At 71.0% G+C, this 22860-nt stretch carries 21 protein-coding genes and 1 pseudogene; 17 read left to right on the forward strand and 5 right to left on the reverse strand.

Features of this window, described 5'->3' with window-relative positions; translation table 11 throughout:
• The first annotated feature begins 140 nt into the window (after positions 1-140).
• Genes AB0383_RS39785 through AB0383_RS39795 form a run of 3 tightly spaced genes read left to right on the forward strand, consistent with a single transcriptional unit; the run spans position 141 to position 2585 of the window.
• Entirely contained in the window at positions 141-1112 is a 972-nt protein-coding gene (locus AB0383_RS39785; protein WP_366190044.1) for a nitronate monooxygenase family protein, read from the forward strand.
• Positions 1113-1123: 11 nt separating this feature from the next.
• Positions 1124-1879, forward strand: coding sequence for a 3-hydroxyacyl-CoA dehydrogenase (locus tag AB0383_RS39790; protein ID WP_366190045.1), 756 nt, complete (start codon positions 1124-1126; stop codon positions 1877-1879).
• A gap of 43 nt (positions 1880-1922) precedes the next feature.
• On the forward strand, positions 1923-2585 hold the full coding sequence (locus tag AB0383_RS39795) for a TetR/AcrR family transcriptional regulator (RefSeq protein WP_364185682.1): 663 nt from the start codon (positions 1923-1925) through the stop codon (positions 2583-2585).
• Positions 2586-2591: 6 nt separating this feature from the next.
• Here AB0383_RS39795 and AB0383_RS39800 read toward each other — a convergent pair whose 3' ends face one another.
• Positions 2592-3230, reverse strand: a complete 639-nt coding sequence (locus AB0383_RS39800) for a TetR/AcrR family transcriptional regulator (RefSeq protein ID WP_364185684.1) — start codon at positions 3228-3230, stop codon at positions 2592-2594.
• 211 nt (positions 3231-3441) lie between these two features.
• Here AB0383_RS39800 and AB0383_RS39805 point away from each other — a divergent pair, with 211 nt between their 5' ends.
• The 9 genes and pseudogenes from AB0383_RS39805 (at position 3442) to AB0383_RS39845 (ending at position 12999) form a co-directional block, all read left to right on the forward strand.
• Positions 3442-4953 carry an acyl-CoA synthetase gene (locus AB0383_RS39805; protein WP_366190046.1) on the forward strand — a complete coding sequence of 504 codons (1512 nt, stop codon included), beginning with the start codon at positions 3442-3444 and terminating at the stop codon, positions 4951-4953.
• Between the two features lie 35 nt (positions 4954-4988).
• Positions 4989-6092 (forward strand): NAD(P)-dependent alcohol dehydrogenase, encoded by a 1104-nt coding sequence (locus tag AB0383_RS39810; RefSeq protein ID WP_366190047.1) that lies wholly within the window; start codon positions 4989-4991, stop codon positions 6090-6092.
• A 4-nt stretch (positions 6093-6096) separates the two neighbouring features.
• Entirely contained in the window at positions 6097-6288 is a 192-nt protein-coding gene (locus tag AB0383_RS39815) for a ferredoxin (protein WP_220241991.1), read from the forward strand.
• Positions 6289-6319: 31 nt separating this feature from the next.
• Positions 6320-7534, forward strand: coding sequence for an FAD-dependent oxidoreductase (locus tag AB0383_RS39820; protein WP_366190048.1), 1215 nt, complete (start codon positions 6320-6322; stop codon positions 7532-7534).
• On the forward strand, positions 7534-8982 hold the full coding sequence (locus AB0383_RS39825; protein WP_366190049.1) for an aldehyde dehydrogenase: 1449 nt from the start codon (positions 7534-7536) through the stop codon (positions 8980-8982). The genes AB0383_RS39820 and AB0383_RS39825 overlap by 1 nt, the downstream gene beginning before the upstream one ends.
• Positions 8979-10241 (forward strand): cytochrome P450, encoded by a 1263-nt coding sequence (locus AB0383_RS39830; protein ID WP_366190050.1) that lies wholly within the window; start codon positions 8979-8981, stop codon positions 10239-10241. Before AB0383_RS39825 ends, AB0383_RS39830 begins: the two co-directional genes overlap by 4 nt.
• Positions 10242-10273: 32 nt before the next feature.
• Positions 10274-10681: an SCP2 sterol-binding domain-containing protein gene (locus tag AB0383_RS39835; protein WP_360606121.1), complete on the forward strand. Its 408-nt coding sequence runs from the start codon at positions 10274-10276 to the stop codon at positions 10679-10681.
• Between the two features lie 22 nt (positions 10682-10703).
• Positions 10704-11310: pseudogene (locus tag AB0383_RS39840) on the forward strand (ATP-binding cassette domain-containing protein); the annotation flags it as partial.
• Positions 11311-12228: 918 nt separating this feature from the next.
• Positions 12229-12999 carry a hypothetical protein gene (locus AB0383_RS39845; RefSeq protein WP_366190051.1) on the forward strand — a complete coding sequence of 257 codons (771 nt, stop codon included), beginning with the start codon at positions 12229-12231 and terminating at the stop codon, positions 12997-12999.
• Here the strand turns inward: AB0383_RS39845 and AB0383_RS39850 are convergent.
• A complete protein-coding gene (locus AB0383_RS39850; RefSeq protein WP_366190052.1) occupies positions 12983-13519 on the reverse strand; it encodes a hypothetical protein in 537 nt (178 codons plus the stop codon). The genes AB0383_RS39845 and AB0383_RS39850 overlap by 17 nt on opposite strands.
• Before the next feature lie 159 nt (positions 13520-13678).
• Positions 13679-14356 (reverse strand): MBL fold metallo-hydrolase, encoded by a 678-nt coding sequence (locus AB0383_RS39855; protein ID WP_364185703.1) that lies wholly within the window; start codon positions 14354-14356, stop codon positions 13679-13681.
• 87 nt (positions 14357-14443) lie between these two features.
• Here AB0383_RS39855 and AB0383_RS39860 point away from each other — a divergent pair, with 87 nt between their 5' ends.
• Together AB0383_RS39860 and uvrA are read left to right on the forward strand one after the other, a co-directional pair.
• Positions 14444-15673, forward strand: a complete 1230-nt coding sequence (locus AB0383_RS39860) for an acyltransferase (protein WP_366190053.1) — start codon at positions 14444-14446, stop codon at positions 15671-15673.
• A gap of 76 nt (positions 15674-15749) precedes the next feature.
• Positions 15750-18611 (forward strand): excinuclease ABC subunit UvrA, encoded by a 2862-nt coding sequence (gene uvrA, locus AB0383_RS39865; RefSeq protein ID WP_364185706.1) that lies wholly within the window; start codon positions 15750-15752, stop codon positions 18609-18611.
• 49 nt (positions 18612-18660) lie between these two features.
• Here uvrA and AB0383_RS39870 read toward each other — a convergent pair whose 3' ends face one another.
• A complete protein-coding gene (locus tag AB0383_RS39870; protein WP_366190054.1) occupies positions 18661-19308 on the reverse strand; it encodes a fibronectin type III domain-containing protein in 648 nt (215 codons plus the stop codon).
• A gap of 389 nt (positions 19309-19697) precedes the next feature.
• Between AB0383_RS39870 and AB0383_RS39875 the strand changes: the two genes are divergently transcribed.
• From AB0383_RS39875 to AB0383_RS39885, 3 genes are read left to right on the forward strand one after another with little or no spacing between them, the layout of a single operon-like run.
• Positions 19698-20246 carry a sigma-70 family RNA polymerase sigma factor gene (locus AB0383_RS39875; protein WP_220241983.1) on the forward strand — a complete coding sequence of 183 codons (549 nt, stop codon included), beginning with the start codon at positions 19698-19700 and terminating at the stop codon, positions 20244-20246.
• A complete protein-coding gene (locus tag AB0383_RS39880; protein WP_364185708.1) occupies positions 20243-20959 on the forward strand; it encodes a zf-HC2 domain-containing protein in 717 nt (238 codons plus the stop codon). Before AB0383_RS39875 ends, AB0383_RS39880 begins: the two co-directional genes overlap by 4 nt.
• 3 nt (positions 20960-20962) lie before the next feature.
• On the forward strand, positions 20963-21406 hold the full coding sequence (locus AB0383_RS39885) for an SRPBCC family protein (RefSeq protein WP_364185710.1): 444 nt from the start codon (positions 20963-20965) through the stop codon (positions 21404-21406).
• On the opposite strand, the gene AB0383_RS39890 is transcribed toward AB0383_RS39885, so the two are convergent.
• A complete protein-coding gene (locus AB0383_RS39890; protein WP_364185712.1) occupies positions 21394-22806 on the reverse strand; it encodes an MFS transporter in 1413 nt (470 codons plus the stop codon). The genes AB0383_RS39885 and AB0383_RS39890 overlap by 13 nt on opposite strands.
• Between the last annotated feature and the right edge of the window lie 54 nt (positions 22807-22860).

The following is a 22860-nucleotide window of genomic DNA, read 5'->3' on the forward strand; positions in this document are numbered from 1 at the left end:
GTCGAAAGTTATCTAACGATCGTTAAACACGCCCGCCGCTGTCAAGAGACACGGGTCACTGTATATCTAACGATCGTTAAGTTACCTTCGGTGGTGAAACACAGTCCCGAACCGAACGTAGGCCGAACGAGGGAGTCCGGATGCTGCGCACGCGCTTCTGCGAGGTTTTCGGGGTGGCGCACCCCATTGTCCAAGGCGGCATGCAGTGGGTGGGCCGCGCGGAGCTCGTGGCCGCCGTGGCCAACGCGGGCGCGCTCGGATTCCTCACCTCGCTCACGCAGCCGACGCCGGAGGACCTGGCGAAGGAGATCGTCCGCTGCCGGGAGCTCACGGACAAACCCTTCGGGGTGAACCTCACGATCCTGCCGTCGATCAACCCGCCGCCGTACGCCGAGTATCGCGACGTGATCACCAGTTCCGGCGTGCCCGTCGTCGAGACCGCCGGGTTCAACCCCGCCGAGCACCTGCCCGCGTTCAAAGCGGCCGGGGTGAAAGTGCTGCACAAGTGCACCAGCGTCCGCCACGCGGTGAAGGCGCAGGCCCTCGGTGTGGACGGAGTTTCCATCGACGGGTTCGAGTGTGCCGGGCACCCCGGCGAGGACGACGTCCCGGGCTTGGTGCTGATCCCCGCCGCGGCCGAGCAGGTCACCATCCCGATGATCGCCTCCGGCGGGTTCGCCGACGGCCGCGGCCTCGTCGCCGCGCTCGCGCTCGGCGCCGACGGCGTCAACATGGGCACCCGGTTCCTCGCCACGGCCGAGGCGCCGGTGCACGACAACGTGAAGCAGCGCCTCGTCGAGGCGACCGAGCGCGACACGGAGCTGATCTTCCGGTCGCTGCGCAACACCGCCCGGGTGGCGTCCAACGCCACGAGCCGCGAGGTGGTCGGCATCCTCGCCGGCGGCGGTGGCTTCGACGACGTGCGCGACCTGGTGGCGGGCAGCCGCGGCCGCAAGGTGTACGAAACCGGCGACGTCGACCTCGGCATCTGGTCCGCGGGTGTGGTGCAGGGACTCGTCCACGACGTGCCGACGGTGGCGGAGCTGGTCTCCCGCGTCGTCGCCGAGGCACACGAGATCATCGCCGGCCGCCTGGCCGGCGTGCTGGCCTGAGGAGGACACGGATGGACATCGCGAACACGGTCGCGCTCGTGACCGGCGGGGCGTCGGGGCTGGGCCTGGCCACCGCGAAGGAGCTGCACAAGCGCGGCGCGAAGGTGGTGGTGGTCGATCTGCCCACTTCGGACGGTGCGGTGGTCGCCGCGGAGCTGGACGGCGTGTTCGCCCCGGCCGACGTGACGAGCGAGGCCGATGTGCAGGCCGCCGTCGACACCGCCGCGTCGCTGGGCGACCTTCGGGTGATCGTGAACTGCGCGGGCATCGGCAACGCGGTGAAGACCGTCGGGAAGAAGGGCGCGTTCCCGCTGGACGCGTTCACGAAGGTCGTGTCGGTCAACCTGATCGGCACGTTCAACGTGCTCCGGCTGGCCGCCGAGCGCATCGCGGGTGTGGACTCGGTGGGGGAGGAACGCGGGGTCATCGTGAACACCGCGTCCGTGGCAGCCTTCGACGGTCAGGTCGGCCAGGCGGCGTACTCGGCGTCGAAGGGCGGGATCGTCGGCATGACGCTGCCGATCGCGCGTGACTTGGCGAGCCTCAAGATCCGCGTGATGACCATCGCGCCGGGGCTGTTCCGCACGCCGCTGTTCGCGACGCTGCCCGACGAGGCCGTCGAGTCACTCGGCGCGCAGGTGCCGCACCCGTCCCGGCTGGGTGATCCGGCGGAGTACGCGGCGCTGGCCTGCCACATTGTGGAGAACCCGATGCTCAACGGCGAGACCATCCGGCTCGACGGCGCCATCCGCATGGCCCCGCGCTGAGCCTAGACTCGGCGAGGAAGCTTCCGGACTCGATGGGTGGAACATGGTGCGTGCGCGGGAGGCGGTGACCTCCGCTTCGGTCTCGATCGAGGTCGAGCCGGGGGCCGGCTGGCGGCACTACGACGAGCTGGAGCTGACGCCTCTGCTCGCCGCCGCACTCGACGCGTTCTACGAGCACGGTTTCCACGGCACGTCGGTGCGCGACATCGTCCGCCGGGTCGGGCAGACCGTGCCGTCGCTGTACTACCACCACGACAGCAAAGAAGGCGCCTTCGCCGCGTTGCTCGACCTGGGCACCGGCGAAGCCGTCAGCCGGGTCAACGCCGCGGCGGCCGACGCGGCCGGCCCGCGCGAGCAGCTGGTCAACGTCGTCGAAGCAGTGGTGCTGCACATGACGCACCGCACGCGGCTGGCGGCGCTGGACCTCGAGCTGCGGCACCTCTCGCCGGACTCGCGCAAGCGTTACGCCGCGCGCCGCAAGGAGATCGAGACCGTTCTGACCGGCATCATCGAGGACGGCGCGCGCGAGGGTGTGTTCACCGTGGCCCACCCCGAGGAGACCGTGCGGGCCGTGCTGGGCATGTGTCAGTCGATCGCGCGCTGGTACCAGCCCGGCGGCCCGCTCAAGCCCGAAGAGCTCGCCGAGCGGTACGTGGACCTCGCGCTGCGCACCGTCGGCGCGCGGCCGGTGAAACGCAAGCGCTGAGTTGCGTCACGGACGCGGCGCCGGCTCCAGGTACAGGGTGCGCCAGATGACCTCGGTCATGGAGTCGGCCAGCGTGTCGTCCTCGGACTCCGGGGTGAAGCGCAGCGTCTGGTGGCACGTGCGCTCGACCATCCACGTGAGCGCGGAAGCCGTGGCGCGCACGGGCATCGGGGCGATCGTGCCGGCGGCTTGACCGCGTTCGATGATCGCCGCGATGGCGTCGACGAGGCCTTCCATGATGCCGCGGTAGAGCTCGTCGACCTCGGAGTCGTAGGCCGCCATCTCGATCACGGCGTAGAGCACCGAACGGTGGTTGCGGTAGCGGGCGATGATTTCCGTGATCGACGCCCGCAGGTCCTCCGGATCGCGCGCGTCGGCGCTGTCCCACCAGCGTTGCGCGGCCTCGGTGAGGTCGGCGAACACGTGCTGGGCGAACAGCCGCAGCAGCTGGCCCTTGTCCTCGAAGTAGACGTAGAAGGTGGCGCGCGAGATGCCGCCCTCGGACGCCAGGCGGTCGACGCTCAGCTCGGTGAACGTGAGTCCCTCGCCCATGAGGCGCTCGGTGGCCTCCAGCAACTGGCGGCCGAGCGTCTCCCGGCGCTGCTGCTTGCGAGCGGTCTGGGGCTTGCGGGTCACCGACGGCATCCAGCCTCCTTTTCTTCGCTCTCACCCTACCGGCTCGCCGCTCGAATTGACTGGACAGAGAATCCAGACATACTGTCTTGACAACATGTGAGCTGGGCCATACGCTCAACTTAACGAACGCTAGATAGTTCTCCCAGGTCACAGCCGACCGGTTCGGACGCCCGCGGCGCGCCGGTCGGCTTCCGGTCCGGTTCCCCCGCCAGGAGCGCCCATGTACCCCGGTGTCCACGCCGAGCAGTTCCCCGGCAAGCCCGCCGTCGTCGTGGCGGGCGGCGAGGTGCTCACGTATGGGCAGCTGGAGGAGCGTTCGGCGCGGCTGGCGCGCTACCTGCACGAAGCGGGCCTGCGCCGCGGCGACCACATCGCGCTCCTTTCGGGAAATGACCCGAAAGTGTTCGAGGTCTACTGGGCCGCGCTGCGCTCGGGCCTCTACATCACGGCCGTGAACCGGCACCTGTCGCCGGGCGAGGTCGCCTACATCGTCGACGACTGCGGCGCCGAGGCGCTCATCGTGTCGGCCGGGCTCGCCGACGTGGCCGAAGCCGTCGTCGCGGACACGTCGAAGGTGCGCATCCGGCTGGCGTACCGGGCAAGCGTGGCCGGGTACGAGTCCTATGAGGACGCGCTGGCGAGCGTCTCGGCCGAGCCGCTGCCGGAGCAGCCGCGGGGCATGGACATGCTCTACTCGTCCGGCACCACCGGCCGGCCCAAGGGGATCAAGCCGCCGCTGCCCGAGCGCCGGGTCGACGAGCCGGGTGACGTCTACACCGCGGTTTTCGGGACCCTGTACGGGTTCGGACCCGACACGGTCTACCTCTCGCCCGCGCCGGTCTACCACGCGGCGCCGCTGCGCTTCGGCGGTGTGGTGCAGGCGCTGGGCGGCACGGTGGTGCTGATGGAGAAGTTCGACGCGGAGCAAGCGCTTTCCGCGATCGAGACCCACCGCGTGACGCACAGCCAGTGGGTGCCGACGATGTTCGTCCGCATGCTCAAGCTCCCCGAAGCCACGCGCGCGAAGTACGACCTGTCGAGCCAGTGCGCGGCCGTCCACGCCGCGGCGCCGTGCCCGATCGACGTCAAGCGCGCCATGATCGACTGGTGGGGCCCGATCCTGCACGAGTACTACTCGTCCACCGAGGGCAGCGGCATCACGTTCATCGACAGTGAGCAGTGGCTGCGCAAGCCCGGCTCGGTCGGGCCGGCCGGCGTCGGTGTGATCCGCATCTGCGGCGAACACGGCGAAGAGCTGCCGGCGGGCGGCATCGGCACCGTCTACTTCGAACGCGACGCGCTGCCGTTCGCCTACCACAACGACCCGGGCAAGACCGCCGAAGCGCAGCACCCGGAGCACCCGACGTGGACCACCACCGGCGACGTCGGGTACGTCGACGAGGACGGCTTCCTGTTCCTCACCGACCGCAAGGCCTTCATGATCATCTCCGGCGGGGTGAACATCTACCCGCAGGAGATCGAGAACGCGCTGACGCTGCACCCGAAGGTGCTCGACGTCGCCGTGGTCGGTGTGCCCGACGCGGAGATGGGCGAGGCGGTGCAGGCGTTCGTCGAACCCGCGGGCGAGGCCGGGCCCGGCCTCGGCGACGAGTTGCGCGAGTACCTGCGCGAACGCATCGCCCACTACAAGGTGCCCCGTGCGTTCACTTTCGTGGACCGGCTGCCCCGCACTCCCACCGGGAAGCTCGTCAAGGGCGAGCTCACCCGCTGACCGACCCCTTCGGACCCACCAGGAGCGAGAAGATCATGCAGATCAAGGCCGCGGTGCTGCGCGCCGCCGACGGGCCCTACCGGATCGAGGACGTCGAGCTGCCCGCCCCGGGCGCGGACCAGGTGCTGGTACGCATCGCGGGCGCCGGGCTGTGCCACACCGACCTGCTGCCGCGCGCGCCGGGTTTCCTGGCCGCGCCGCCGATCATCACCGGGCACGAAGGCTCGGGGATCGTCGAGGCCGTGGGCGCCGACGTGACGAGCCTGGCGCCGGGAGACCACGTGGTGCTCTCGTTCGACTTCTGCGGCCACTGCGCCAACTGCGTCGCCGGGCACCCGTCGTACTGCGAGACCTTCTTCCGACGCAACCTCACCGGCCACGACCCGGACGGCGAGCAGCCGGTGCTCGACGCCGCCGGCGAAGCCGTGGCCGCGCGCTGGTTCGGGCAGTCGTCGTTCGCCTCGCACTCGGTGGTCGCCGCGCGCAACGCGGTGAAGGTCGACCCGGAGCTGCCGCTGGAGCTGCTCGGCCCGCTCGGCTGCGGCATCCAGACCGGCGCGGCCTCGGTGTTCAGTGCGCTCGGCGTGGCACCCGGCACGAGTTTTGTCGTGTTCGGCGCCGGCGGCGTGGGCCTGTCCGCGGTGATGGCCGCGCGGGTGGCCGGTGCCGCGCGGATCGTCGCCGTGGATCTCAACCCGCGCCGGCTGGAACTGGCGAAGGAGCTCGGCGCCACGCACACCGCCGACGGCGCCGCGGCCGACCTGGTGGAGCAGCTGCTCGCGGCCACGGGCGGCGCTCAGTACACGCTGGACACCACCGGCGTGCCGTCGGTGATCACCACGGCGATCGCGGTGCTGCGCCCGACCGGCACGTGCGGGCTCGTCGGGGTGCAGCAGGGCGACCTGGTGCTCGACCCGACGGCGCTCGCCGTGGGCCGCAACGTGATGGGAATCCTCGAGGGCGACGCCGTGCCGCAGGTGATGATCCCGCGGCTGATCGAGCTGTGGCGCCAGGGCCGGTTCCCGTTCGACCGGCTCGTGGAGACGTTCCCGTTCGAGGAGATCAACGAAGCCGAGCAGGCGAGCCTGAAGGGCGAGGTCGTCAAGCCCGTCCTGGTTCCCGCCGCGCGGAAGGAGTGAGCACGTGAAGATCGTCGTGGACCGCGCCCGCTGCACCGGGCTGGGAATCTGCGAGTCGTTCGCGCCCGAGGTGTTCGAGGTGGACGACAACGGTGACCTGGTCCTGTCGTCCGAGACCGTGCCCGACGGGCTGGAGTCCGAAGTGGAGCAAGCCGTGACGGGGTGTCCGACCGAGGCACTGAGGCTGGAAAAATGACGGCGGCTCTCGAACTGACGGGGCTTGTGCAGTGACGCGTCTCGTCGTGGTCGGTGCTTCCCTGGCCGGGTTGCGGGCCGTGGAGGGCGCGCGCAAGGCCGGGTTCACCGGGTCCGTCACGCTCGTCGGCGCCGAGGAGCACCTGCCCTACGACCGGCCGCCGCTGTCGAAGGCGTTCCTCGACGGGCCGGTCGCCGCGCCGGTGTTCCGTGAGGAGCAGGTGCTGCGGGACGAGCTCGACGTCGACCTCGTGCTCGGCACCCGCGCGCACGCCCTGGACCCGGCCGAGCGCGTGGTGCACGCGGGGGAACGGGAGATCCCGTACGACGGCTTGGTGATCGCCACCGGCGCGACCGCCCGGACGCTGCCCGGCACGAGCCACCTGGCCGGCGTGCACACGCTGCGCACCCTCGACGACGCGCTCGCCGTGCGCGCGGCCCTCGACGCCGGTGCGCGCACGGTGGTGATCGGCGCCGGGTTCATCGGCTCGGAAGTCGCCTCGGCCGCGCGCAAACGCGGCCTGCCGGTGACCGTGGTGGAGGCCGCGCCCACGCCGTTGATGCGCGCGATCGGCGCCATGGGAGAACCGTGCTCGGCGCTGCACCGTGCGAACGGCACGGACCTGCGCTGCGGAGTCGCCGTGACCGGGGTCGAAGGCTCGGACCGCGTCGAGCGAGTGCGGCTCACGGACGGCACCACGCTCAACGCCGACCTCGTCGTGGTCGGCGCCGGCGCGATTCCGGCCACGGACTGGCTCGCGGGCAGCGGGCTCACGCTGGAGGACGGCGTGGTGTGCGACGAGACGCTCGCGACGGGACTGCCCGGCGTGTACGCCGCGGGGGACGTCGCCAGCTGGGCCAACCCGCTGTTCGGCCGGGCCATGCGCCTGGAGCACTGGAGCAGCGCCGCGGAGCAGGGGGCCGCGGCGGGCGTTGCGGCGGCGATGCCGGGGGCGGGGAAGCCGTACGAGACCGTTCCCTACTTCTGGTCCGACTGGTACGACACCCGCATCCAGTTCGCCGGCGTGCCCGACGCCGACGAGATCCAAGTGGTGCTCGGCGATCCGGACGAGGGCCGCTTCGTCGCGCTGTACCGCTCCGGCGACCGCCTCACCGGCGTGCTCGCGGTGAACAAACAGCGGGAGATCATGAAGTTCCGGGCCCTCATCGCGCGCCGCACCGACTGGTCCGGCGCGCTCGACTTCGCCGCCCGGCGGCGGGAACCCGTGTCCGAAGGAGTGCGCTGATGCACGAGCACGAAGCCCTGTACATCGACGGCGCGTGGGTGCGCCCGGCCGGCGGTGCCACGCTCGCCGTGGTCTCGCCGGACACCGAGGACCGCATCGGCACGGTGCCGCTCGCCGGGGAGTCCGAAGTGGACTCCGCCGTCGCCGCCGCCCGCCGCGCGCTGCGGTCCGCGGAGTGGGGCGGGCTCAGACCGGAGGCCCGGTCCGGGCTGCTGATGGCGTTTGCCGAGGAGCTGGGCAAGAACGTGGCCCAACGCGCCGAGCTCACCACGATCCAGAACGGCATGCCGATCACCGTCGCCACCGCCGCGGAGGGGGCCGGCCCCGTCGGGATCCTGCAGTACTACGCCGCGCTCGGGGCCGCGCCCGCCGAGGAGCGCCGGCCGCGGCTGGACGGGCAGGGCGTCACCGTGGTGCGCAAGGAGCCGGTCGGCGTGGTCGCGCTCGTGGTGCCGTGGAACTTCCCGCAGGTGCTCACGATGTTCAAGCTCGCGCCGGCACTGGCCGCGGGCTGCACCGTGGTGCTCAAGCCCTCGCCCGAGACCACTTTGGACGCTCTGGAGCTGGCGGCCACCGCCGAGCGCGCCGGCCTGCCCGCGGGCGTGCTGAACGTGATCTCCGGCGGCGCCGACATCGGCGAGTACCTCGTGACGCACCCGGGCGTGCGGAAGGTCGCGTTCACCGGGTCCACGCCCGTGGGCCGCAAGATCGGCGAGGCTTGCGGCCGCCTGCTGCGTCCCGTCACGCTGGAGCTGGGCGGGAAGTCGGCGGCGATCGTGCTCGACGACGCCGACCTGGCGGCCACCGTGCAGGGCCTGGCCACCGCGAGCCTGCTCAACAACGGCCAGACCTGCTACCTCTCCACGCGCATCCTCGCCCCGCGCTCGCGCCACGACGAGGTCGTCGCCGCGCTGTCCGGGCTGGCGTCCGCGCTGACCGTCGGCGACCCGCTCGACCCGGGCACACACATCGGCCCGCTCGTCAGCGACAAGCAGCGGCGCAAGGTCGAGGAGTACGTGGCCGTGGGCCGCGAGTCCGGCGCCACGCTGGCCGCCGGTGGCGGGCGCCCCGACCGGGACCGTGGCTGGTACGTGCAGCCGACCGTGTTCGGTGGCGTCGACAACGGCAGCCGGATCGCGCGGGAGGAGATCTTCGGCCCGGTGCTCACGGTCATCCCGTACGACGGCGTCGACGAGGCCGTCTCGATCGCCAACGACTCCGACTACGGACTCGGCGGCACCATCTGGACCTCCGATGTGGAGAAGGGCCTCGACGTGGCGCGCCGCGTGGAGACCGGCAGCGTCGGGGTGAACTTCTACGACCTCGACCTGGGCGCCCCGTTCGGCGGCGTGAAGGCCAGCGGCGTCGGCCGCGAGCTCGGCCCCGAGGGCCTGGCCGCATACCAGCAGCTCAAGTCCGTCTACTTGGGACAGGAGATTCCCGCATGACCGCCATCGTGACCCCGCAGCAGCGCGAGTACGACGAGATCGACCTTTCGTCGCGGGCCTTCTGGTCGACCCGCGCCGCCGACCGTGAGCGCAGTTTCGCGGCGCTGCGCCGGGAGCGTCCGGTGTCCTGGCACCGGCCGGTCGAGGACGCGCTGATGGAGGACCCCGAGGACCCCGGCTACTGGGCCGTGGTCCGCCACGCCGACATCGTCGAGGTGAGCCGCCGCAACGACGTGTTCGTGTCCGGCCAGGGCGTGATGTTCGAGAACATCCCCGAGGAGATGCTCGAGGCTTCGCAGTCGTTCCTGGCGATGGACCCGCCGCGGCACACGAAGATCCGCAAGCTCGTCAGTGCCGCGTTCACCCCGAAGCAGGTACGCCGCATCGACGAGCAGATCAAGGCCAACGCCCGCGACATCGTGCGCGAGCTGGCCGAGGCGGCCAGCGGAGCCGACTTCGTGAAGCAGTGCTCGGGCCAGCTGCCGATCCGCACGCTCTCGGACATGGTCGGCATCCCGGAGTCGCACCGCGAGAGCGTGGCCCACGCCGCCGACGCGTCGGTGTCCTGGGCCGACCCGGTCTACCTCGCGGGGCGTGACCCGATCGACATGATCTTCGAGGCCCAGATGACGCTGCACGGCGTGGCGTTCGAGATGGCCGAGCACCGCCGCGCCCACCCGGCCGAGGACCTGATGACCAACCTCGTACAGGCCGAAGTGGACGGTGAGCGCCTCACCGACGAGGAGATCGCGGCGTTCTTCGTGCTGCTGTCGGTGGCGGGCAACGACACCACCCGCCAGACCACCAGCCACACCCTGCGCGCGCTCACCGACTTCCCGGAACAGCGGGAGTGGCTGATGGCCGACTTCGACGGCCGCATCGGCAGCGCGCTGGAGGAGTTCGTCCGCTGGGCCTCGCCGGTGATGACGTTCCGCCGCACGGCCGTCGCGGACTTCGAGCTGGGCGGGCAGCGGATCAGCACCGGCGAGAAGGTGGTGATGTTCTACGCGTCCGGCAACTTCGACCCCGAGGTGTTCGACGAGCCCGGCCGCTTCGACTTGAGCCGCAGCCCCAACCCGCACGTGAGCTTCGGCGGGGGCGGCGCGCACTTCTGCCTGGGCAACCAGGTCGCCAAGGCCCAGCTGCGCGCCCTGTTCGGCGAGCTGCTGCGCACCCTGCCGACCATCACCGCCGGCGAGCCCGAATACCTGGCCGGCAACTTCGTGCACGCCGTGCGCGCCATGCCCTGCTTCTTCTGAGACCACCTTCCCGAACCGACCGGAGGCCAGCCATGCCCGCGTTCAGCAAGCCCGAAGAGATCTACCAGTACATCGGCGGCATCTTCGAAACCGCGTTCGCCGACGCCGACCTCGCCGCCAAGCTCGCCGGCACCGGACTGGTGCTGAAGATGGTGTGCACCAACCCCGAGTCCGCGCTGCTGATCGACACGCAGAACCGCCGTGTGACCGGCGACGCGTTCGACGCCCCGGCCGACGCGACCATGACGATGGACAGCGAGGTCGCCAACGGCTACTGGCAGGGCAAGGTGAACCTCACGTTCGCCATGGCCCGCGGCAAGGTCAAAGTGGACGGTCCGGTGTCGAAGCTGATCAAGCTCGCGCCGCTGTCGAAGAAGCTTTTCCCCGTGTACGTCGAAAAGCTGCGCGCCGACGGGCGCGAGGACCTGATCGTCGGCTGAGCCGGGAAGGGCGAGCACAACGGTGGGTGCGGAAGTCGTCGAGGGCCTGACGAAGTCGTTCGGGCGTCAGACGATCTGGCGGGACGTGACCCTCACCCTCCCCCGGGTGAGGCGTCCGTCCTGCTGGGTCCCTCGGGCACCGGGAAGTCGGTGTTCCTCAAGTCGCTGATCGGGCTGCTCAAGCCCGACCGCGGCCGCTGCGTGGTCGACAGTGTCGACTTGGTCACGTGCTCGACGAGCCGGACTCCGGCCTGGACCCGGTGCGCACCACCTACATCTCGCAGCTGTTCCTCGACGTCAACGCCCAGAGCGACGCGACGTTCCTCATCGTCGCGCACAACATCAACCTCGCCCGGACCGTGCCCGACAACCTCGGCATGCTCTTCCGCCGCGAGCTCGTGCTGTTCGGGCCGCGCGAGGTGCTGCTGACCGGCGAGGAGCCCGTGGTGCGCCAGTTCCTCAACGGCCGCGTGGACGGCCCGATCGGCATGAGCGAGGAGAAGGACTCGGCGACCATGGCCGCGGAACGCGCGAAGATCGCCGCCGGGCACGGCCTCAGACATGACGCCTTCGGCGTCGAAGAGGTCGCCGGCATTCCGCCGCAGATGCAGCCCGCGCCCGGTCTGCCGGCGTCGTGGAAGTCACCGCGCGCCAGGGCACGACCCCTCGGCCGTCAAGCGCAACCGCTTCCAGGCGCCGTCACGCGGACCCCGGACGGCTGGAAGCTCTCCGCCGTCCAGCGGTCACCGTCAGCCTCTGAGACCCTTCCGAACAGATTCCCGCCATGGCCCGCACCCGCCACCGCCCGCCATCCCCCCGCCCGCGCCGCACGGCGGCCGCCGGGAAACCCCGCGCCGCGCAGCCTTCGGCGGCGTCTGCCGGTCGACGTGATCGAGCCGGCCGCGGGACCGCACCTCGCCGCCGAGCCTGAGGCCGCCGCGCCGGGTTCCGGAATCGAGTCGAAGGCTCGTGGTGCCCTCGCGCCGGACTCCGCTGCCGCGCTGCCGCCACGCGCAGCCACGATGTCGCGCCGCGCCGCCGCGCTGCCACACCTGAGTGCGCCGAGGCACTCTCGGCCGAACCCACCGAAGAACCGGCAACCGCCGCACCCGGCAAACCTGGCCGCAACCGCGCCATCCAGGCCTGTTGGCCGTGACCGTCGTCCTCCTGATCGCCGCCAACTGCTTTCGGCCGTCCAGCAACAGGCCGTCCCCAACCACCTCACGCTCACCAGCCGCGTCCGCACCATTGGCATCAAGGGACATCACCGGCACCACCGCCCACGTCCTCGTCTTCGCCGACCAGACGACCTCCCGCACCGGCACGTCTGACACCTCCAGCGGCGGCGCGCAGGTCCGCCTCACCGCCACGGAGGACAACGGGCACTGGCGCATCAGCGACATCGCCATCCTGTAAGCGAAAAGTGGCCGATCGGTTCGCCGCGACGGCCCGTATGACCACCGTGCCGGCTCGCGCGGCCGACGAAGTTGGCCTTGGTCCCGCCGGCTTCTTACGTTCGGAGCAGAAGCCGGGCGAGGGGAGCGTCGATGGACATCCGCGGGTACGAGCCGGGGCCGATCTCAGCGGAAGGCGCCTTCACCTCTGATTACGCGCTCCCCGGTGTGCTTCGGGTGCGGCAGATCGCGGACCTGGTGGAGGCCGACCGGCCCGCCATGGACGTTCGCCCCGGGATGCGGCACAAGTACCTGCCGTTGCGGTTCGACCCCGCCGCCGGAGCCCCTCAGGTCGGTCGCCGCTACTTGTTCGACATGTGGTCGAACGCGACGGACTACGAGCGGTTCACCACCGAGGAGCTGGAGTTCGAGCCGGGGGTGAAGTTCTGGGGCCGCCCGTTCTTCCACGGCGTCGTGCGCCACGTCTGGCACGTGATCGGAGCGCACGACCTCTCCTCGCTCGCGAGTACCCACCACGTCAACCGGTTCGAACGCTGGGCCTACCGGGGCCGGGACGAGGAGGCGGCGCTGCGGCGGGCCTGGCCGCTGATCAGGGAAGCTGCCCGAGGAGCCGGGCTGTTCGGCGTCTGGCTGATGGTCCGGCCGGAGCAGCGGCAGGTGGCCATCGTGACCGTCCGCGCGAAGGTGACCGGCGCCGATCCCGCCGCCCGCTCGATCAGCGCGCTCGAACTGCTCCCGTCGTTCGGCCGGTTCCTCCCCGCAGACTGGGAGCTCGAGAAGGAGTTCGACCGGACGAGCCTGATCCTGGCCCTGTGGCTGCCCTGCTCACGGGCGCTCGGCGGTGCACCCTCGGTTCCGCTGCACGCCGAGCCGGACAATCCCTGCGTCAGGAGTCGCAGCTGACGTCGGTGACCTTCGCCGAGACCTTCGTCTTGGACGACGCGGTGGACAGCGACGTGGAGTGCACCTGCCACGATCCGGCCCCGGACGACTGCGCCGTCTCGACCACCTCGCCGGACTCGTCCCCGTCGATCTCGTAGGTGAGGCTGCAGCCGCCGGAGTAGTACGCCAAGTCACTTTGCGGGCCGTCGTACTTGAGGGACTCGTCGGGGATCACCTCGACGTTGCAGCCCGCCGAGCCGAAGCAGTGCTTGCTCAGCACCTTGAGCGACATCGTGAACTTCGCGGGATCGATCGAGGGCGGCGGTGTGTCGACGAGCTCTCCGTTCACACAGGACTGACCTTCCTGGAGCGCGGGACAGGACCCCTGCGGCTGGTAGCTCGGCACGGACGTGGCGGGAGCAGTGGGAGTTCCCGCGGCCTGCTGCACCGTGACGCCGAGGTTGCCGCCGGAACCGCAGGCCGTCAACAGCCCGAGCGCGGCGACGGCCGCGGCGGTGAAGAGCGTGGTGCGCTTGGTCATGGCGGGCCCCTCGACGTGGTGTGCCGGGTAGTCGTGCGGTGCCGTTCACTCGTTACGGCGAGTAACAATGGCATCTCGGCGAGGCGCGTCCGTAACGGCGGAAACAAAACCGGGCTGCCTGAAAGCCAGGCAGCCCGGTCACGTAGGTCGATCCTCAGCTCACCAACCGCGCTCGCGCCACTCCGCGAGCTTCGGCCGCTCAGCCCCCAACGTCGAGTCATCCCCGTGCCCCGGGTAGAACCACGTCTCATCCGGCAGTTGGTCGAAGATCCGCGCCGAAACATCGTCCAGCAGCGACGCGAAGTCCTCCGGCGACGACGTCTTCCCCACCCCGCCGGGGAACAGCGAGTCACCCGTGAACAGGTGCGGGTGCCCGGCGGGGTCGCGGTACAGCAAGGCGATGGAGCCCGGCGTGTGGCCGCGCAGGTGGATCACCTCGAGGGTGACCTGCCCCACCTGGAGCGTGTCGCCGTGTTCGACCAGGAAGTCGGGCGGCACGGGCAGCGGCGAGGCGTCCAGGGGGTGCGCGGCGGTGTTCGAGCCGTTCGCGCCCGCCACGGCGCCCAGGGCCTGCCAGTGGTCCTGGTGCTGGTGGGTGGTCACGACGGTGCGCAGCGCGGGCCGGTCGGGGCCGTGGCCGATGAGGTCGGAGATGCGCTCGGGGTCGTTGGCGGCGTCGATCAGCAGCGCCTCGTTCTCGGCGCGGCAGACGAGCAGGTAGGCGTTGTTGTCCATCGGCCCCACGGAGAGCTTGGTGATGGTCAGCGCGTCCAGCGTGCGGCGGGCGGCGTCGCCGCCCGGTTCGACGTGCCCGGTGTAGGTGTCGGCGATGTTCACGTCCACACGGTAGCCGGGGCAACGCGGTCTGTCCTACCCCCGCACACGTAGGCTCGGCGCGACCAGCCGGGCGACCCCAGGGAACCAGTGCCGAACACCGCGACACCGCACCATTCCACCCGACGGATCAGCTGGGACCTGCTCAGAGTCATCGCGATCGTCTCGGTCGTGCTCGGCCACGTCACGCACCAGGGCGCGCTGCTGCACGGCGAGCTCACCGGCTACCCGTTCCGCGTGCCCGCGCAGTTCGGGGCCGCTGGGCTGATGGTGATCTCCGCCTATTTCGTGTGCGTGAGCGTTCGCAAGCCGGACACGGGCCGGTGGCTGTGGAGCCGCGTCGCGCGGCTCGTGCCGGCGTACCTCGTCGCGGTGCTCGTCACCTACGTCGTCACGCGCTATGCCGCCATCCACTTCAGCGGCCTGCCCACGCCGGACGGCGTCACCGGCTTCCTGTTCGGCGTGCCGCAGGGCCCGCCGGCGGACCCGTTCCCGTGGTACATCCCGACCTGGCAGGACCTGCTCACGAACCTGGGGATGATCCAGGCATGGGACTACTACGGGTTCCACTACCTCGACGGTTCGTGGTGGACCCTGCCGGTCCAGCTGTTCGCGTTCTGCGCCGCCGCGTGGTTGTTCTTGCGGCGGTGGCGCACCGATCGAGTGATGATGTGGCTCGTCTGGGTGTTGATGGTCGCGTCGGCGGTGGTCCGGTTCCTGATCTTCGACCCCGGCCGGACGCCGATCCAGGTCGTCAACGTCTTCTTCGGGCTCGGCCTGCAGCGCACGCACCTGTTCGCGATGGGGATCGCACTGTGGCTGTGGAGCCGGAAACGGCTGGAGTCCTGGCATCTCGGGCTGCTCGCCGCGGCCTGTATTCTGGTTCAGGACCTGCACGTCTTCCCGTTCCACCGGGCGATGCCCCAGGACCCCGCGCGCTGGCCCTCCACGATCGGCTTCGCCGCGCTGCTGCTGATGATCTGCCTGGCGGCACGCGGCTCCGACTGGCGGTTCCCGGGTCTCGCGCGGGTCGCCCCGGCGCTCACCTGGCTCGCCGGGATCTCGTATGGTCTTTATCTGGTGCACCAGGAACTGGGTTACGTCCTGGCGCGCGCCCTGCTGGACATCGGTGTCCCCGGCTGGCTGCGGCTCCCCGCGGTGCTGGCCGCCGCCGTGCTTGCCGGCTGGGCGCTCACCGCGTGGGTGGAACGGCCGCTGCATCGGCGCCTGACCGCCCGGCGGGCGGGCAAACCCGCCCAGGAACCCGTAAAAGCCCAGGTCGAAGAGCCGGAGCCCGTTTCTGTCGGTGGTGCGTCCTAGCATGGACGCGGCCGCCCGTGCAGGACTTCCACCGGGCCGGCCTCCGAGCCGAGATTTGAATTGAAGGGACGTGGGCGTGGCTGATCGCCTCGTTGTTCGCGGGGCCCGCGAGCACAACCTCCGCGGTGTCGACCTCGATCTGCCCCGCGACAGCCTGATCGTGTTCACGGGCCTGTCCGGGTCGGGCAAGTCGAGCCTCGCTTTCGACACCATCTTCGCCGAGGGGCAGCGCCGTTACGTCGAGTCGCTCTCGGCCTACGCGCGGCAGTTCCTCGGGCAGATGGACAAGCCCGACGTCGATTTCATCGAGGGCCTCTCGCCCGCGGTGTCGATCGACCAGAAGTCCACCTCGCGCAACCCGCGCTCCACGGTGGGCACGATCACCGAGGTCTACGACTACCTGCGGCTGCTCTACGCCCGCGCGGGCAAGGCGCACTGCCCCCAGTGCGGCGAGCTGATCAGCAAGCAGACGCCGCAGCAGATCGTGGACCAGGTGCTCGACATGGACGAGGGCACGCGCTTCCAGGTGCTCGCGCCGGTCGTGCGCGGGCGCAAGGGCGAGTACCTCGACCTGTTCCAGAACCTGCAGCAGCAGGGCTACGCGCGCGTGGTCGTCGACGGGAAGGTGCACCCGCTCACCGACCCGCCGAAGCTGAAGAAGCAGGAGAAGCACCAGATCGGTGTGGTCATCGACCGCCTGAGCGTGAAGACGAGCTCTCGTCAGCGGCTCACCGACTCGGTCGAGACGGCGCTGCGGCTGGCCGACGGGCTGGTCGAGCTGGAGTTCGTCGACCTGCCGGAGAACGACCCGCACCGCGTGCGCGGGTTCTCCGAGAACCTGGCGTGCCCCAATGGTCACCCGCTGGCGATCGAGGACCTCGAGCCGCGGTCGTTCTCGTTCAACTCGCCCTACGGCGCGTGCCCCGTGTGCACCGGGATCGGCATCCGCAAGGAGGTCGACCCGGAGCTGGTGGTGCCCGACGACGAGCTGTCGCTGGGCGAGGGCGCCATCGCGCCGTGGGCCGGCGGGCAGAGCGCCGACTACTTCATCCGGCTGCTGGAGTCGCTGTCGGAGGCCATCGGGTTCCGCATGGACACGCCGTGGCGCCAGCTGCCGGCGAAGGTCCAGAAAGCGGTGCTGCACGGCGTCGACGAGCAGGTCCACGTGCGCTACCGCAACCGCTACGGTCGGCAGCGCTCGTACTACGCCAACTTCGAGGGCGTGATCCCGTTCCTCGAGCGGCGCCAGGAGCAGACCGAGTCCGAGTACATGCGCGAGCGGTACGAGGGCTACATGCGCGAGGTGCCGTGCCCCACGTGCCAGGGCACACGGCTCAAGCCGGAGATCCTTGCGGTCACCCTGGAGCACGCGACGCAGGGTGAGCGTTCGATCGCCGAGGTCTGCGCCCTGTCGATCGACGAGGCGTCGAAGTTCCTCGACGAGCTGGTGCTCGGGCAGCGTGAGGCGATGATCGCCGGCGCGGTGCTCAAGGAGATCCAGGCACGCCTGCGCTTCCTGCTCGACGTCGGCCTCACCTACCTTTCGCTCGACCGCGCGTCGGGCACGCTCTCGGGTGGCGAGGCGCAGCGCATCCGGCTGGCCACGCAGATCGGCTCGGGCCTGGTGGGTGTGCTCTACGTGCTCGACGAGCCGTCGATCGGCCTGCACCAGCGCGACAACCACCGGCTGATCGAGACCCTCACGCGCCTGCGCGACCTCGGCAACACGCTGATCGTGGTGGAGCACGACGAGGACACGATCCGCGCGAGCGACTGGGTCGTCGACATCGGCCCGGGCGCGGGCGAGCACGGCGGGCACATCGTCCACAGTGGACCGTACAAGAAGATGCTGAAGAGCAAGGAGTCGCTCACCGGCGCCTACCTGTCGGGCCGCCGCGCGATCGAGGTGCCGGCGATCCGGCGTCCGGTCGACAAGAAGCGGCAGCTCACGGTCGTGGGCGCGCGCGAGCACAACCTGCGCGGCATCGACGTGTCGTTCCCCCTGGGCTGCCTGGTGTCCGTCACCGGCGTGTCCGGCTCGGGCAAGTCCACGCTCGTCAACGACATCCTCGCCCAGGTGCTGGCCAACAAGCTCAACGGCGCGCGTCAGGTGCCGGGCCGCCACACGCGGGTCAACGGGCTGAACACGGTCGACAAGCTGGTGCGCGTGGACCAGTCGCCGATCGGCCGCACCCCGCGGTCGAACCCGGCCACCTACACCGGCGTGTGGGACCACGTGCGCAAGCTGTTCGCGGCCACCACCGAGGCCAAGGTGCGCGGCTACCAGCAGGGCCGGTTCTCGTTCAACGTCAAGGGCGGCCGCTGCGAGGCGTGCGCGGGCGACGGCACGATCAAGATCGAGATGAACTTCCTGCCCGACGTCTACGTGCCGTGCGAGGTCTGCAAGGGCGCCCGCTACAACCGCGAGACCCTCGAGGTGCACTACAAGGGCAAAACGGTGTCCGACGTGCTGGACATGCCGATCGAGGAGGCGGCCGAGTTCTTCGAGCCGATCAAGGCGATCCACCGGCACCTGCAGACGCTCGTCGACGTCGGCCTCGGCTACGTGCGCCTGGGCCAGCCCGCGCCGACCCTGTCGGGCGGCGAGGCGCAGCGGGTGAAGCTCGCGAGCGAGCTGCAGAAGCGCTCGACCGGCAAGACCGTGTACATCCTCGACGAGCCGACCACGGGCCTGCACTTCGAGGACATCAGCAAGCTCATCGGCGTGATCAACGGGCTGGTGGACAAGGGCAACACGGTGATCGTGATCGAGCACAACCTCGACGTGATCAAGACGTCGGACTGGGTCATCGACATGGGCCCGGAGGGTGGCTCCGGTGGCGGCATGGTCGTGGCGGAGGGTTCGCCCGAGCACCTCACGACCGTGCCGGAGAGCTACACGGGCGAGTTCCTCAAGCACGTCCTCAACCCGGCCTGACCCCGTCCCGGTGCGGTGGCCCGAAACCGGGTCGCCGCACCGGCGGGCGTCAGTCCTTGCCGGTCGTGCGGTCGACAACCGGCGAGAGCGGTCCGTAGTACAGCGCGCGCACGCGGAAGGCGGAGCCCTGCTCGCCGGGCAGCAGCGACAGCGCGCAGGTCGTCGTGTCGGGGTCGGTGATCTCGACCGGGACGAAGTCCGCCGCGTCCGGGTTGCGGATCTCCACCAGGAACCCCGTCTCGTCGCGGGAGCGGTCCGCCCAGGTGAAGTGCACGGCCGCGTCCTCGGCCGGGACCACGGTCACCTCGGCCGGAGCAGCGGCGTCCCCTGGCGTCCGCACCGGCACGGCCGTGGCCAGGGGAGTGGCGTGTCCCGCGGAGCCGGGCCGGCCGGCGGAGCCCGGCTGCACGACCGCCGACACGGGCCCGTAGAAGTCCCGCACGCGGTAGTAGAACGGTGTCTCCGGGATCAGGTCCGGGTGCCGGTAGGTGGTCTGCGAGCGCGGGATGTACCGCAGCGCCGTCCACGGGCCGTCGGCGGAGTTCGCGTATTCGAGCAGGTGCCCAGCCGCGGCGGGGTCGCCCGCGGACCAGCGCAGGTCGATGTCCGTCGGGGTCGTGAGCGTCGCCGTGAGGCCGTGGGGCGGTGGCTCCGGAGCGGCGGCCGGGGCCGCAGAGCAGCCGGCGGCGACCAGCACGGCCAGCGCCGCGAGCGCGAGGCGGGTTTCACGGGCACGGCGAAGCCTCCGGGACGTCCAGGCGGCGGCGGTGCCGCGTCAGCCTAGGAACCCGTGCCGGTGATCGACAAGGCGCGTCCCGATCACCGGCACCACCCATCCGCCCGGCCTCCGGCGACGAATTCCTCCGGCGAACTTTCTGAATTCGCGGTGAACCGCATGGCGCCGGCATCCGTGTGAGGGGTGTCGGGGGCTCTCACCGGCGACGGCACGACCCACTCTCACCTCGGAAGGGGGGCGATCTCACGGTGGACACGGCGGCGGTGCTGGGCGTGCGGCGACGACCGGCGTTCACGCCGCGGTTTGCAGTACTGTCCTCGCCTACCCAGAACACCGTCGGGAGGTCGAGGGTGGCGATCGGACGCGGGCGGCCGAAACGGGCCGCCGCCGAGCGGCTCGTGGAGCAGCTCTACGCGGAACACGGCCGGAGCCTGGTGGCTTACGCGACCAGGCTCACGGGTGACCGCGCGGCCGCCGAGGACGTGGTCCAGGAGACGCTCGTGCGCGCCTGGAAGCACGCCGACGACCTGAGCGGCGACCGCCAGGGGTCCGTGCGCGGCTGGCTGCTCACCGTGGTCCGCAACCTCGTCACGGACCGGGCGCGGGCTCGCGCTTCGCGGCCGCCGGAGGTCGCCGAGGGCCCGGAGACACTCGCGGCGCCGGTGGAACGCGACCACGCCCAGGGAGTGGTCGACTCGATGACGGTGCTGGGAGCCCTCGAAGGGTTGTCGCAAGAGCATCGCGACGTGCTCGTGGAGATCTACTATCGAGGGAGATCGGTGGCGGAGGCAGCCGAGATGCTGGGGGTCGCTCCCGGCACCGTGAAATCCCGGTCCTACTACGCCCTGCGCGCCCTGCGCGCGGCGATGGTGAGCGGCGGAACGGAGGCAGTGAGATGAGCGCGGTCGAGCAGGAGCACGCGCAGCTCGGCGCCTACGTCCTCGGCGCGCTGGACCCGGCCGAGGCGGTCGAGTTCGAACGCCACCTGGTCACGTGCGCGCAGTGCCGCTTCGAACTCAAGGACTTCGGCGCCCTGCGGGAGGCGCTCGACGAGGTGCCGCCCGAGGCGTTCCTCGACGGCCCGCCCGAGGGCGGTGACCTGTTGCTGCAGCGCACGCTGCGCCGGATCCGGGCCGAGGAGGAGCAGGCCGGCCCCACCGAATCCACCGCGGCACCGAGCCGCGCCGGTTCACGCCGGGGGCTCGCGATCGCGGCCGCGGCGGTCGTCGCCGCGGTGGCGCTCGGCGGCGGGGTCTTCATCGGCCGTCAGACGGCGCCCGAGTCCGCCCAGCAGGTGGCCGTGCCCGGCACCCGGGACGTGGCCGCCACCAACGCGGCGACGGGCGCGAGCCTCACCGCGTCGGTGATCCCGGCGGCCGGCTGGGTCAAGGTGCACGTGGCCGTGAAGGGGATCCCCGCGGGCGAGAAGTGCAAGCTCGTGGTCACGGACAAGGCCGGCGCGAAGTGGGACGCCGGCAGCTGGCTCGTGTCGGAGAAGTGGAGCACGCAGGGCTTCGGCCTCGACGGTTCGGCGCTGGTCGCACCGGCGGACGTCGCGTCGGTCGGCATCGTCACCCTCGACGGCCGGGACCTGGTCTCGGCGCAGGTGTAGGCCGTGGCGGCAGCGGAGTACCGGTTCTCCAGCACCTGGTGGCTCCCGGCCGCCCCGGCCCGCCGGGTCTTCGACGCCGTCGTGGACCTCGAGGCTTACCCGAACTGGTGGCGCGACGTGCGCTCGGTCCGCCGCCTCGACGACGACTCCGCCGAGGTCGTCTGCCGCTCGAGCCTGCCCTACCACCTCGTGATCGCCATGCACCGCGAGGAAGAGGACCCCGTCACCGGCCACGTCCGTGTCGGCCTGAGCGGCGACCTGGAAGGGTTCCTCGCCGGCGCGCTGCACGCCGTCGGCGCGGGCACGCGGCTGGAGATCACGCAGCACGTGCGTGCCCGCAAACCGTTGCTGCGCAAACTGGACACGGTGGCCCGGCCGTTCTTCCGCGCCAACCACGCGTGGATGATGCGCCGGGGTCACCGCGGCCTGACCGCCTACCTGGCCTGACCCGCCACGCACAGCTCGGGCTCCGCGGCCGGGCGCGGGCGGCGCACCAGCACGAGCGCGGCCGCCACCGCGGCGAGTGCCACGAAGCCCGCGCTCAGCCCGTATGCGAGCCGGTAACCCGAAGCGAGTGCGGCGCGAGCCCCCTCCGATGCCAGCCCTGCCGTGCGCGCCGCCGCTGCAGTGGCGAGTGCCGCGGTGCCGATGGCCGCGCCGACCTGCTGCGTGGTGGTGATCAGGCCCGACGCCACCCCCGCGTCGGCCGGGTCGGTGCCGGACATCGCAAGCCCCATCACGGCCGGGATGGCCGCGCCCGCACCGGAACCCATCAGCACCAGCGCCGGGAACACGTGCAGGAAGTAGCTGCCGTCCGTGGGCACAGTGGTGAGCAACGCGAAGGCGATCACGACCACCGCGAGCCCGCCCAGCAGCACCGCGCCCGGCGTGAAGCGCGCGCTGAACTTCGCGGAGATCCCCAGCGAGAACACCGCGATCATCACCGGCGCCGGAAGGAACGCGAGCCCGGTGGCGAGCGCGTCGAGCCCGAGCACCTTCTGCAGGTACAGCGCCGTCACGAACTGGAAGCCCATCATGCCGGCGACCATGAACACCATCGTGACGTTGGCGCCGCTGACCGCGCGAACGCGGAACAGCCGCAGCGGCAGCAACGGAGTCCGCGCGCGAGCCTGCCGGACGACGAACGCGACGAGCAGCAAAGCCGCGCCCGCCAACGGAAGCGCGGCGCCGGTCTCGACGATCCCATACACCAACAGCATCACGCCGCCCGTCACGAGCACGGCGCCCAGCGCGTCGATTCCCGTGCGCAACCCCCGGCCGCGATCGGCGTCCACGACCAGCGGCGCCAGCACCAGCGCGGCGACGCCGATCGGCAGGTTCACGGAGAACGTCCAGTGCCAGTCGAGCGCCTGCGTGAGCGCGCCGCCGGCGATGAGCCCGATCGACGCGCCCGAGGCCTGCGTGAAGCTGAAGACGCCGATCGCCCGGGCCTGCGCACGGGGTTCGGGGTACATCGTCACGATCATGCCCAGCACCACGGCCGACGCGAGCGCGCCGCCGATGCCCTGCACGAACCGGGCGGCCACCAGCACCGCCGCGTCGGTCGAGAGCCCGGCCAGGAGCGACGACGCGGTGAAGACCACGAGCCCGGCGAGGAACACCCGCCGCCGGCCCAGCAGGTCACCGAGCCGGCCCGAGAGCAGGAGCAGCCCGCCGAACGCGACGAGGTAGGCGTTGACGACCCAGGCCAGCCCCGCGGACGTGAAGCCCAGCTCGGCCTGGATCGAGGGCAGCGCGACGGCGACGATGGTCCCGTCGAGCACCACCATGAGCGAGGCCGCGCACAGCACCACCAGTGCGACGGCCCGGCGACGGACTTCCGGCATTTCGGTCCCTCCAGAACGATCACCGAAGAGAATCCCCAGGTCGTGCCCAGGGCA

It is taken from the genome of Amycolatopsis sp. NPDC051373 (assembly GCF_040689465.1).
Taxonomy (GTDB): Bacteria; Actinomycetota; Actinomycetes; order Mycobacteriales; family Pseudonocardiaceae; genus Amycolatopsis.

Excerpts from the sequence above, each read along its gene's own strand:
- AB0383_RS39785 (WP_366190044.1), top strand. The coding sequence starts at position 141 with ATGCTGCGCACGCGCTTCTGCGAGGTTTTCGGGGTGGCGCACCCCATT.
- AB0383_RS39790 (WP_366190045.1), top strand. The coding sequence starts at position 1,124 with ATGGACATCGCGAACACGGTCGCGCTCGTGACCGGCGGGGCGTCGGGG.
- AB0383_RS39795 (WP_364185682.1), top strand. The coding sequence starts at position 1,923 with ATGGTGCGTGCGCGGGAGGCGGTGACCTCCGCTTCGGTCTCGATCGAG.
- AB0383_RS39800 (WP_364185684.1), bottom strand. The coding sequence starts at position 3,230 with ATGCCGTCGGTGACCCGCAAGCCCCAGACCGCTCGCAAGCAGCAGCGC.
- AB0383_RS39805 (WP_366190046.1), top strand. The coding sequence starts at position 3,442 with ATGTACCCCGGTGTCCACGCCGAGCAGTTCCCCGGCAAGCCCGCCGTC.
- AB0383_RS39810 (WP_366190047.1), top strand. The coding sequence starts at position 4,989 with ATGCAGATCAAGGCCGCGGTGCTGCGCGCCGCCGACGGGCCCTACCGG.
- AB0383_RS39825 (WP_366190049.1), top strand. The coding sequence starts at position 7,534 with ATGCACGAGCACGAAGCCCTGTACATCGACGGCGCGTGGGTGCGCCCG.
- AB0383_RS39830 (WP_366190050.1), top strand. The coding sequence starts at position 8,979 with ATGACCGCCATCGTGACCCCGCAGCAGCGCGAGTACGACGAGATCGAC.
- AB0383_RS39835 (WP_360606121.1), top strand. The coding sequence starts at position 10,274 with ATGCCCGCGTTCAGCAAGCCCGAAGAGATCTACCAGTACATCGGCGGC.
- AB0383_RS39845 (WP_366190051.1), top strand. The coding sequence starts at position 12,229 with ATGGACATCCGCGGGTACGAGCCGGGGCCGATCTCAGCGGAAGGCGCC.
- AB0383_RS39850 (WP_366190052.1), bottom strand. The coding sequence starts at position 13,519 with ATGACCAAGCGCACCACGCTCTTCACCGCCGCGGCCGTCGCCGCGCTC.
- AB0383_RS39880 (WP_364185708.1), top strand. The coding sequence starts at position 20,243 with ATGAGCGCGGTCGAGCAGGAGCACGCGCAGCTCGGCGCCTACGTCCTC.
- AB0383_RS39890 (WP_364185712.1), bottom strand. The coding sequence starts at position 22,806 with ATGCCGGAAGTCCGTCGCCGGGCCGTCGCACTGGTGGTGCTGTGCGCG.